This is a genomic window from Fusobacteria bacterium ZRK30 (genome assembly GCA_024628785.1).
Taxonomy (GTDB): domain Bacteria; phylum Fusobacteriota; class Fusobacteriia; order Fusobacteriales; family Fusobacteriaceae; genus Psychrilyobacter.
On sequence record CP102404.1, the window covers coordinates 67,524 to 79,354 of the forward strand.

10 protein-coding genes are annotated in these 11,831 nt (G+C 32.0%); 5 read left to right on the plus strand and 5 right to left on the minus strand.

Going from position 1 to position 11,831, the window contains the following annotated elements:
- Window positions 1-15 precede the first annotated feature (15 nt).
- Both NRK67_00325 and NRK67_00330 read right to left on the minus strand, forming a co-directional pair.
- A complete protein-coding gene (locus NRK67_00325; protein ID UUV17320.1) occupies window positions 16-1,251 on the minus strand; it encodes an MFS transporter in 1,236 nt (411 codons plus the stop codon).
- A gap of 118 nt (window positions 1,252-1,369) precedes the next feature.
- Window positions 1,370-1,645, minus strand: coding sequence for a hypothetical protein (locus tag NRK67_00330; GenBank protein UUV17321.1), 276 nt, complete (start codon window positions 1,643-1,645; stop codon window positions 1,370-1,372).
- A 152-nt stretch (window positions 1,646-1,797) separates the two neighbouring features.
- Between NRK67_00330 and NRK67_00335 the strand changes: the two genes are divergently transcribed.
- Genes NRK67_00335 through istB form a run of 3 tightly spaced genes read left to right on the plus strand, consistent with a single transcriptional unit; the run spans window position 1,798 to window position 3,891 of the window.
- Window positions 1,798-2,364 (plus strand): NUMOD1 domain-containing DNA-binding protein, encoded by a 567-nt coding sequence (locus NRK67_00335; protein ID UUV17322.1) that lies wholly within the window; start codon window positions 1,798-1,800, stop codon window positions 2,362-2,364.
- Window positions 2,330-3,157 (plus strand): hypothetical protein, encoded by an 828-nt coding sequence (locus NRK67_00340; GenBank protein ID UUV17323.1) that lies wholly within the window; start codon window positions 2,330-2,332, stop codon window positions 3,155-3,157. The genes NRK67_00335 and NRK67_00340 overlap by 35 nt, the downstream gene beginning before the upstream one ends.
- Complete coding sequence (gene istB / locus NRK67_00345) at window positions 3,157-3,891, plus strand: IS21-like element helper ATPase IstB (protein UUV17324.1); 735 nt, start codon at window positions 3,157-3,159, stop codon at window positions 3,889-3,891. Before NRK67_00340 ends, istB begins: the two co-directional genes overlap by 1 nt.
- A 43-nt stretch (window positions 3,892-3,934) precedes the next feature.
- Here the strand turns inward: istB and NRK67_00350 are convergent, their stop codons facing one another.
- The 3 genes from NRK67_00350 to NRK67_00360 form a co-directional block, all read right to left on the minus strand.
- Window positions 3,935-4,891 carry a MerR family transcriptional regulator gene (locus tag NRK67_00350; GenBank protein ID UUV17325.1) on the minus strand — a complete coding sequence of 319 codons (957 nt, stop codon included), beginning with the start codon at window positions 4,889-4,891 and terminating at the stop codon, window positions 3,935-3,937.
- A gap of 136 nt (window positions 4,892-5,027) precedes the next feature.
- On the minus strand, window positions 5,028-5,771 hold the full coding sequence (locus NRK67_00355) for an ABC transporter permease (protein ID UUV17326.1): 744 nt from the start codon (window positions 5,769-5,771) through the stop codon (window positions 5,028-5,030).
- The gene (locus NRK67_00360; protein UUV17327.1) at window positions 5,768-6,709 is read right to left on the minus strand and encodes an ABC transporter ATP-binding protein; all 942 of its coding nucleotides are present in this window, start codon (window positions 6,707-6,709) and stop codon (window positions 5,768-5,770) included. The genes NRK67_00355 and NRK67_00360 overlap by 4 nt, the downstream gene beginning before the upstream one ends.
- Before the next feature lie 231 nt (window positions 6,710-6,940).
- Between NRK67_00360 and NRK67_00365 the strand changes: the two genes are divergently transcribed.
- Window positions 6,941-7,399 (plus strand): FUSC family protein, encoded by a 459-nt coding sequence (locus NRK67_00365; protein ID UUV17328.1) that lies wholly within the window; start codon window positions 6,941-6,943, stop codon window positions 7,397-7,399.
- 169 nt (window positions 7,400-7,568) lie between these two features.
- Window positions 7,569-11,804: a glutamate synthase large subunit gene (gltB, locus tag NRK67_00370; GenBank protein UUV17329.1), complete on the plus strand. Its 4,236-nt coding sequence runs from the start codon at window positions 7,569-7,571 to the stop codon at window positions 11,802-11,804.
- Window positions 11,805-11,831: the final 27 nt, after the last annotated feature.

Consider the following 11,831-nt stretch of genomic DNA (forward strand, 5'->3'; position numbering starts at 1 on the left):
GAATATACCATTTTTTTAATCTCCTTTATTTAAAGATATTCCCTGTACTTCCATCTCTTTTTGAGGAGTTAACAGTAAAAATACCAGTGACACTGCTATGGGAATTACCCCTAAAATTATACTGTAACCCGGTGTACTCATATCAATGATCTTCCCAGATAATAATAGTGCTATAGGCATTATTGTTTTTATAATTCCAATGAATAGACCTATTACCTGTCCTCTGATATTATCCGGTATCTCCTTCTGAAAGTAAGTCAATAAGGGGATATCTACCAAAGCAATCACTCCTCCTGTCAGGAACATTCCTATGGCATAAATTATTGTGGTTATCATTTGCTCTAAACTCACAGATATTGGAATTAAGAATAAAATATTTACTCCTATAAATCCAATAAATAATACTTTTATTAGTTTAAGTGTCAATTTGAGATTAAATTTTCCTATTATCATAGCTACAATTATCAATCCTATGGAAAACATAGACTGTATCCCACCCAAGACCTTACTTCCATATTGAAAATAATTTGTAATGAGATATGGAATAGGAACTATTATTGCCATGGGAAATGAAAAATTTAAAATGACTAATAAAACAACATATTTTTTTAATTTTTTATCTAACATCATATACCTGAAACCTTTGGTCAAAGACATCTTCTCTTTTTTCTCTGTTTCTGTTTTGACTTCCTCTATACTTAAGAATATCTCTGTAATCATAGAAAATAAGAACGAAATTCCATTGAATAAAACAAAGGTTCTTATATCAATAAATGCATATACCAATCCTCCTAAAAATGGCCCTGCTATCCTGCTCCCCGAACTGATTATAGATGATAAAGAATTAGCCTTTACCAGCCAATCCTTTTCAAACATCTGAGCTTTCCCGCTTTCAAACCCTATGGATACAAGGAGAGAAAATATACTGGTAAGTACAGTACCTGTGTAGATTAAAGTGATGTTATCTATATAGTTCCACATGTAGAAGATTCCAAACATCAAAAGAGCATTTAAGAGATCTCCCAAGATTATAAGTTTTTTCTTGGAATACTTGTCTACAAATATCCCAAAAATCGGTGATAAAACAACAACTGGTATTGTATATAATATTATGTTAAAAGCGTATGATGTACCCTGATGGGTTACATCCAATAAATACATCCCTGTGGCAAATGAAAATAATACCGATCCCAATAGAGATATAAATATCCCCGGAAAATATATCAATTTATTTTTTAAATAACTATTCATCTCTTTCCTCCCTAATATTTTATTATCTTAATCTTATTATAGAATCTAGAGATAAGGCTACATCAATAGCTAAAATAAAGAAATCTAATAATATAAATGATAAAAGGTAGGGTTAACCCTATCTTTTACCAAAATATAGATACGTCGAAATTACTTCTCCGGGAACGGTAAAATCCTCATATTTTCCTAACTCTCCACTAATAAAAAAAGAAGGAAGCTGTTTTTGAGATAAAACTTTATAATTCATTTCAATTAGTTTTTCTTTAATATTTTTTAAAATTAAATATTTTCTAAAATTTGCTTTGATAAGTGAATTATTTTTAAATTTTTTAAAAATAATATAACCGCTCAAAAGAGCTGAGTTATTTTTTAAATATTTATCTACTTTTTCCATAAGAAACTCTTTATTTCTAAAGGAGAAATTACTGCTGGTTGTAAAGGGTAATATAAAATTGACCCTTTTGAGATAAAAAAGGCAGCTAATTATTGACCCACCCTAATATTACTCTGTACAATCTTTTTAAAGAGATGTACAGGAGGTTTGAGGTGGCAATTCATATGGATACATATAAAAAAATTAGACGACTTCATCTAGTTGAAGGGGTTTCTATTAGAAAAATTTCTAGAGATCTTCATATTTCTAGAAACACTGTTAGAAAGTATATTAATGGAGATACAATTCCTGGAGAAAAAAAGTTTTCTTCTAGAAGAAAACAAGTTATGACTAGAGAAGTCTTAGACTTTATTCAAGCTTGTATTCTTGAAGATAACGAGCATACTCATTCAAAACAGAGGCACACTGCTAATAGGGTTTGGGTTAGACTCAAAGAAGAGGCTGGGTTTCTTGGTTCATATTCTTCTGTTAAGGTTGCATTTAGAGAATTAAAAGGTAAAACAAAAGAGGTTTTTCTACCACTTACCTTTAATCCTGCGGAAGCTATGCAAATTGATTTTGGTTCAGCGCATATCTTTCTCAATGATGAAAAGCAGGAAATAAAATATTTTTGTGCTCGGTTAGCATATAGCGCTCATATCTTTACTAAGGCCTACTTCGCAGAAAGAGAAGAATGCTTTTTAGATGGGATCATCTCTGCTTTTTGGTGGTGTTCCTAGAGAAGTTCTCTTTGATAATGCCAGAGTTGCTGTATCAGAAGGCTATGGAAAACATGTAACTAAAATAACTAAAGGGTATGAAACTCTCGTTGCTCATTATGCTTTTAAACCTAAATTTTGCAATGTTAGAAGTGGAAATGAAAAAGGTTTGGTTGAAAATTTAGTAGGACTTATCAGAAGAAATACTATGGTTCCTATCCCTAGAGTTAAAAGTTTGAATGAGTTAAATATCAAAATAAAAAAGGCTTGTGATAACTACTTAGAAAATCATAAAGTTGGCGGTGAAAGCTTAAGTGTTAAACAAAAATTCCAGATTGAAGCTAATAACCTTTTAGAGCTTCCTAGCCATTCACTAGATATTTCTAAAAGAGACTATAAAAGAGTCACTAAGTTTTCAACTGTAACTTTTGAAACTAATAAATATTCATTACCCTGTGAATTAGTAGGAACTGAGGTGATTTTAAAAACTGGTCATTCAGAAATACAATTTCTTCATAAAGGTAAAGTTGTTGCAATTCACCAGAGGATATTTAAAAAAAATAAGCATAGTTATCAATTAATTCACTATCTTAAAGCTTTAGAAAGAAAACCGCGAGCTGTATTTAATGCTGATCCAGTTATACAAAATATTCCTAAAGCAATTTTTGAAATGTATCACTCTAAAGGAGATTCAAAACTCTTTTTAGAATATCTAAGAGAAGAAGTCGGTCTTCCTAAAATCAACGACCAAATAGAAGTTCAAAGAAATAATTTAGGTAAATATGATAACTTAATTTCCCAAGAGGTGATCTAATGAGTGTAATTAGTGAAAAAATTAAACTTTTTTCCAAAGCTTTAAAACTATCTAGCTTCAAAGACTATCATGAGGTTCAGCGCCAAGCAATAAATTCAAAACAAGGATATGAAGAATTTCTGCTTACACTATTAGAAAAGGAAGTATTAACTAGACAAGACAATAAACTTTTCAGGTTAAAGCGCGGAGCTAAATTTCCCTTTGAAAAAACGCTAGAAGAGTTTGAAGTTAAACGTCTTAGCTATTTAAAACCTTCAGTAGTAGGCGAACTCTCCAGCTGTGAGTTTATCAAAAAAAAAAAAGAAAATATAATAATGATAGGGAACCCAGGAACTGGAAAGACACATCTTTCTATAGCTCTAGGACTTAAAGCTTGCAACTGTGGACATAAGGTGTACTTTACTACAGCTGCTAACTTATCAAATAAATTAGTTGAAGCGCAAGAAAATAGTAATTTAGGGAGATTCTTAAGGCAATTAGCAAGATTAGATCTACTCATAATAGATGAGCTTTCCTACCTCTCCTTTAACAAACATCAATCAGAACTCCTATTTCAAGTGATTTCAGAAAGAAGTGAGAGGGGAAGTATTATAATTTCTACTAATTTAGCATTTTCAGAGTGGGAAGAATTCTTCCCTGATACAATGTTAACAACAGCTTTAATAGATCGCGTAACATTTAGAGGACATATTTTAAACATGAATGGTGACTCTTACAGGGTCTCTGCGAAATAGGCAGGGTGGGTCACTTTTTAATTACCCTTAGGTGGGTCAAAAATTAACTGCCACATGGGTCAATTCTTGATTGACATTTACAGCTGGTTAGATAATCTATGAGAATATCAATACTATTCATCTTTATTGGTATCTCTTCAACATCTGAACAGATAAAAATAATATTTTTCTTAACCCCTTTACCTTCAAATCTTTTTTTTAGAAAAACTTGTGAATCCAAATTTAAATCTACAGAAATATAGGTAGTATCTTCACTGAGGTTATCATAAATATTATTCAGAAAAAAACCTATACCGCTTCCTACCTCCAATAGAACCTTGTTTCTTAAAAAATTATTGGGAATTATATTGGAAAACCACTGGGAGTTTTTATAAATATTATCTAACAGCTCCTCCTCGGTATTATCAATATAGTTTAATAAAAAATCTTTAGGATAATCACAACGACTCTCAAAAGGAGTCTGTGAGATAATAAGAATCCCATCTGTAATTATATATTCTTTTTCACAATGACATTTAAGAATTCCTTCTAAAATCTGATTATCCTCTATATTCCCCTTATAAATTTCGAGATTGGATTGACAAACAGGACATTGTAACAGATGAAGACAGTTTAAAGGGATCCCTATCTTTATTTTAGAATTTTCCTCATGTAACAGTAAGCTTTCGATTTCCTTTTCAAGTCCTTTATCAATTTTTCTTAAATGCTTAATCTCTTCTTTTACCTCTTTACTTTTTTGAAGATAGTATTTTTTATACAAATAAGAGCTGGTTTTTAAATCGAGATTTCCTAATCTTTTGGTTAAAAGAATACTTTTAATCTCACTTAAAGTAAAATTCAAAGATTTTAAATGTAAAAGCTGATTTAATGTATTTTGATCATTTTCTGTAAAATTATATTGATTATTAATTTTTTTAGGATTAAGAATTCCAAGGTCTATATAATGTCTGATCGTATCCTTAGTAAGATTATTTTGTCTTGTAAAATTTCCTATTTTCATATAGCTCTCCTCATATCTATGTTTATAAAAATTATTTTCACTCCAAAAAAAATGATAACTGTGATAGATAATTTTATCAAATAACCCGCTAATTTCCTTCTGCATTTTTTTTAGATTTCATAAACAGATCTGGATTTTAATAGTTATTATCTATCCCGTATTTTTTACCACTTTTATAGATCTTTCTGTATATTACTAATCCCAGTATAAAATAGATCACACTTACAAAGATCAACCTGATAATTAAATCTGCAGGGGTTTTATCATAATCAATTATACTTTTCGTTGCTTTTATAGCTAATGCTAAAGGCTGAAAATTATTAACCCATTGAATGATCTTAGGAAGGCTTGATTCAGGAACAACTCCACCGCTGGTGAAAAGAAGCATATAAGAAATAATAGATACAAAGTTTCCTATCTTTGCTGTTTTTATTGTCATACTTGTAATTATATAACCAAGACCTTGAAGAGCTATAAAGAGAGAAAAGCCTATCAATAAAATTTTTATATCAAAGTAAAGCTTAAGATCAATAGTCAAAGTTCCTAGTAAAATAACAAAAAGTATTTGAAGTAGTGCAAAGCCCAGCCAAAAAATATTCCGATAAGTTACTATTTTCAAAAAAGAGACTGGCTTTAAAAGCAGCTGTTGAAGAGTTCCTGTCTGTTTCTCTTGAGATGTAGAAACAGATCCATTTGATATTATCCCGCTGGCTAAATACCAATAAATAAAAGTCAGATAATAACTTTTTGAATGATCTCCTAATCCCTGCATAAGTCCAAAAAATATAATTGCTGTCATCAGCATCTCACTGATATATCCGGCACTGTATGCCTTTATTTCTAAAGTACACCTTTTGCACTCAGTTAAAAATATTCTCATTTGCTTTCTCCTTTACTCAAGTTTATAATTGCATTCTCAAGTTCATTTTGTGTTAAAGAAAAATCCAGTATTTCATATTTATGCTTTATAAGGTCAGTTAAAATTTCATTGGAATCACTCTTTTCATCTATATAGATCTTAGTAATCTCATTTAAATAACTTTGTTTTAAAGATATAAACTCCTTTTCATCTTTTAAGGCACCTTTCACACTGATTACTTTTTTAGATTTTGCAAATTTCTTTTTGAATTCATCAATATGAGCACAAAACTCTATCTCTCCATTATTTAAATAAGCTATCCTGTCTGAAACCTCATCTACAGTAGATACTTCATGGGAAGTTAAGATTATTGAAATATTATGATTTTTAGATAATCCTTTCAATTTTTTTATTAATTCCTTAGTGGAAATTAGATCCAGACCTAAAGTTGGTTCATCTAAAAATAAAACCTTAGGAGTTCCTAATAGAGCTACTCCAATCCCTAACTTTTGTTTCATTCCAGTAGAAAGGTCTCCAGCTTTTTTATTTCGATGTTCATAAAGATCCAATTCTTTTAAAAGGCTTCCCCCTTTTTCTTTTATCTCACTTTTTTTTAGACCTAGTAAACCACCATAATAATATAAGTTATCCATTGCGGAAATATAATTATATAAATTATTCTGCCCTTCTAAAATGACTCCCAAATCTTTGTAGAGATTATGTCCATAGGATGAAACCTCTTTATTGTTAAACTTTATACTTCCTGAATCATAACTTATAAGCCCCATCATTGTTTTTAACAGTGTTGATTTCCCAGCTCCATTTTTTCCGATAACAGTTATAATCTCTCCCCTTTTTATTTCTAGATTTATATTTTTCAATACTTCTTTTTTCCTGTAGCTTTTTTTCAAATCTTTTATTCTATAAATTGATTGATCTTCATTGTTCATTAAATTCATTTTTGATGGTCCCCCTTTTTAGCTTCAACATGTTTATACGATTATTCTTTTGAGTTGTCAACAAAATGTTTTTATTTTGCAATATTGTCTATTTTCAAAATTGTCGCAGCGATATTTTTTTCACAGTTTTCTCCTCTATTTCAAACAAAGTTTTCTTGATTATGATAAAATTTATTTATAGAAAATTATTTACAGTAAACATGATACCGTTTTCTAAAAAAGGAGAATCACATGCTAGAAAATTTAAAACTGTCACTGATTACAGGAATTTCCATATTAACTGCCCTGTCTATAGGAACTCTCCTCCACATTAACTCTTTATTTTATGCTTGTATTGCAGCAGTGGTAGTGTCCCAGTCCTGCCATAAAAAAGTTATTCAATTGGGAATAAAAAGACTTTATGGAACAATTATAGGAGCCCTTATGGGTTTATTTTTTTACCACTGCCTTCCCCACTCAAACTATATCTATGCCTTAGGTGTTTTTCTGGTAGTTTTTATCTGTTCTAATTTTTTAAAAGCCCCCTCAAATATGGCAGGAATAGTATTTTTAGCTATCTCTATCAATTTAGGAGGAATTTCCAGTTCCTTTTATGCTTTTCACAGAATAATAGATACTGGGGTTGGGATCATCTCCACAGTCTTTGTTACTGTTATCTTTACATTTTTAGAAGATAAATTAAAAAAATAATTCCTGAATAAAAATTTAATATTTTGTATTCATAAAATAATAATTGACATTATCATTTAAAGAATATATCATTAATGAATGAAGTATTCAGTATATATATGCAAATTATATAAATATAATATTATTATACTATAAATATAGGTAGAAACTTGAAATCAAGGAGGAATTTATGAAAGAACATTCAAATTGTGGAATAGGAGTAGTAGCAGATATAAACAATGTCCCTCAGCACCAGATAGTCAGAGAGGGTATAAAAATATTGAATAGGTTAGAGCATCGTGGAGGAACCCTAAGAGACGGCAGCGGAGATGGTGCCGGTCTTTTAGTTCAGGTTCCAAAGGACTTTTTTAAAGAAAAAGTCGGTATAGATGGAGATTACCATGTAGCTATGACATTTCTGCCTAAAGATAAACTCTTAAGAAAAATTTGTATAGATATAATTCTAGAGGAGGTTTCTTTAGCCGAAGGTATTATGGCAGGTGAAAGAGAAGTTCCTGTAAAGAAGGAGATCCTTGGAACCAGTGCAAAAAAATCTCTTCCATATATATATCAATATTTTATAGAGATCCCTCAAAATAAAAATAATTTTTCTGCATATAATCTGAGGAGAAGTATAGAAAAAAGAATTTCTGCTGAAGGAATATTAAAAAAAGATTTTTATTTTGCTTCATTTTCCAATAAAACAGTAGTTTATAAGGGGCTTATTACCCCCAAACAATTCAATGAATTTTATGTAGATCTTTCTGAAGAAAGTTTTAAATCAGCCTATGTTATGATTCATCAGAGGTTCAGTACAAATACACTCCCTTCATGGGATCTGGCACAGCCATTTAGAACTCTAGAACATAATGGAGAGATCAACACAATAAATGGTAATACAGCCTGGATAGAAGCCAGAAAAAATGATACTTATTCCAAAGAATACTCAAAAAATCAAATAGAACAAATATTTCCCCTTACCAGTCCTGAAAATTCAGACAGTGCCAATCTCGACAGTGTAGTAGAATTTATGATGTATACCGGAAAAAAACTTCCTGAGATAGTTACAACTCTGGTTCCTCAGGCGTGGGAAAAAAATAATAATTTAGAAAAAAATTTAAAAGAATATTATGAAGCTAAATCCCTAGTAATGGAACCTTGGGACGGCCCTGCCGGACTTATTACATCTAATGGAGATGAGATCTTTGCATCTTTAGATAGAAATGGTCTGAGACCTATGAGATATACCATAACTAAGGATAACAAACTTATTATCTCTTCTGAAATGGGAGTATTGGACACAGAATTTTCAAAGATTGCCTATAGCGGAAAGTTAAGTGCAGGGGAATTTCTGCATTTAGATCTTATAGAAAAAAAATTACTCACCAGGGATGAGATAATAGAAAAAATTGTCAGTGGGACAGATTACAATGAAGAGATAAAAAATCTAAAAAAATATAGTAGAGTAGGGGAAGTAAAAGCTGATCTAAAAATAGAAGAAGTAGAAGATCTTTTAGAGAGATATTCATATACCAAGGAAGATATAGATATGTCTATAGAACATCTGGCCAATGAGGGAAAAGAAGTTGTGGCATCTACAAATTACGATGTCCCTCTGGCTGTACTGGATGATAAAAATCCCAGATTGTTCTTTGATTATTTCAAGCAGAAATTCGCCCAGGTAACCAACCCACCTACTGATTCCATAAGGGAAAAATCAATATTTTCTATTACTTCTAATTTTGGAGGAAGAAAAAATCTTTTGGATCCCACTGAAGACAGGGGAATTATATACCAATTTACCTCTCCCATAGTAGAAAATAAACATATAAAGGAGTTAAAACAACAAAATTCAGCTGTAATTTCAACAGAATTTCAAGAAAATATAAAAAAATCTTTAGAAGATATCATAGAAACAGCTATATCAAATGCAGAGTTAAATAAAAATATCATCCTTACCGATAGAAATACCCAAAGATCTATCCCTATATTACTTGCTGTCTCTGCAGTGCATCATGCCCTTATAAAAAAAGGATTAAGAGGGAAAATCGGCCTGGCTGCAGAGAGTGGTGAAATTCGTGAGATTACTCATTATGCCCTTCTTATCGGATATGGAGCGGATCTTGTCAATCCATACCTTGTATTGGAATATCTTGCAGTTAAAAAGCTCGATACGGTTAAATATTTAAAAGCAGTAGATAGCGGTATACAGAAGATAATGTCTAAGATGGGAATTTCTTCCATCGCATCCTACAGAGGAGCCAAAATTTTTGAAAGTATCGGATTATCCCGTGAATTCTGCAATAAATATATGGGAAATACATCTTCAGACCTTGACGGACTAGACATAGAAGAGATCCAAAGAGAAGTTATTTTTAGAGAAGAGGCTGGATATTCCCATAAGAAAAGTATCGGAGAGTTTGTATCTATAAAAAATGGATTATCCCATAAAAATTCATATGATATGGTAAAAAACCTTCAGGAAGCGATCTATTCAAATGACTACACAAAATATAAGGAATATTCCCATGATTTTCATAAGATAAAGGGAACTTTGAGGGATTATTTTATCCTGAATAAAAACCCTATTCCATTGTCCCAGGTGGAATCTGAGGAAAGTATATTAAAAAGATTTGTGGCAGGTGCTATGTCTTTTGGAGCTCTCTCCAAGGAAGCTCATGAAACTATAGCTATAGCCTTTAATTCCATCGGATCTATGTCAAATTCAGGTGAAGGCGGAGAAGATACAGAAAGATTGAAGGATAACAGGATCTCCCAGGTAAAACAGATTGCCAGTGGGCGATTTGGTGTAACAGCTAATTATCTGATCCATGCCAAAGAACTTCAAATAAAGATGGCTCAGGGAGCAAAGCCTGGAGAAGGGGGACATCTTCCTGGACATAAGGTAAGTGATTCCATTGGAAAAGTAAGAAATACAGTTCCGGGAACAGATCTTATATCTCCTCCTCCCCACCATGATATCTACTCCATAGAAGATTTGGCTCAGCTGATATTTGACCTGAAAAATTTAAATACAAATGCCAAGGTAAGTGTAAAATTGGCCAGTGAAAAAGGTGTTGGAATAATAGCCAGTGGGACAGTCAAGGCAGGAGCCGATAAGGTAGTTATATCAGGATTTGACGGTGGAACAGGAGCAGCAGTGTCCTCATCTATGAAATTTACAGCTACCCCATGGGAACTTGGTCTTTCAGATACCCACAAGGTTTTATGTGAAAATGAGCTGAGAGATCTGGTTAAACTTCAGGTAGATGGTGGAATAAAAACAGGGTACGACATTGTTGTAGCAGCTCTTCTGGGAGCAGATGAATATGCCTTTGGAAGCGGACTTCTTGTGGCTGAAGGCTGTATCTTCTGTAGAAGATGCCATACCAATTCATGTCCTGTAGGAATAACAACCCAAAGAGAGGAATTAAGAGAAAAATTCACCGGGTCACCAGAAGATATCCTTACATATTTAAAATTTATAGCATCTGAAGTAAGGGAACTCCTTGCATCTATAGGAGCTAAAAGTATAGAAGAAATAATTGGAAGATCTTCTCTTTTATCTTCTGATTTAGGTATTGGGTATAAGAGATCTAAGTTAAATTTTGATCCTATCTTCAGAGAGGTCAGAAGTCAAAAAGAATACTGTGGAAATATAAATATAGTAGATCCTTTAAATAAAATGATATGTCAAATTTCAAATCATGGATATTTGAAATATCACGGAATAATTGATAATACAAATAGATCTTTTGGGACTACAGTAGCCGGAAAATCTCAGTTAGAGGCTTTCCACAATAATGAAAAAACAGATTTAAATATAGAGCTCAGAGGATATTCTGGACAGAGTTTTGGAGCCTTTGCCGTAGAGGGACAGAAGATAACCTTGGAAGGTTATGGAAATGACTATGTCGCTAAGGGTCTCTCTGGAGGAACTATTATAATCAAAAAACCCCAAGAGGCAGATTACCCGTCTAGTATGGGGTGTATCGCTGGAAATACAGTATTATATGGTGCTACAGGGGGAGAATTATACTTAAATGGTAGTGCTGGAGAACGATTTGCAGTAAGAAATTCTGGAGCTTCTGCTGTGGTAGAAGGTATAGGAAATCATGGCTGTGAATATATGACTGGAGGACTTGTTGTTATCCTAGGAAATACAGGAAATAACTTTGGAGCAGGAATGAGTGGAGGAATAGCCTATCTGCTGAAAGAAAACTTTTTAGAATCCAATATAAATATGGATATGGTAGAGTGCTTTGATCTCAACGAAAATGATGTGGAAATCCTAGAAAATTTGTTGAAAAATCATCTGGATCATACAAATAATAAGGTTGCAGGAGATCTTCTGGCAGTAGGAATCAAAAATAACTTTATAAAGATAGCCTCTAGAAGATATTTGGAAAAAACAAAAAATATATAAAGAAGAAAAAGACAGATATTTTTTAAT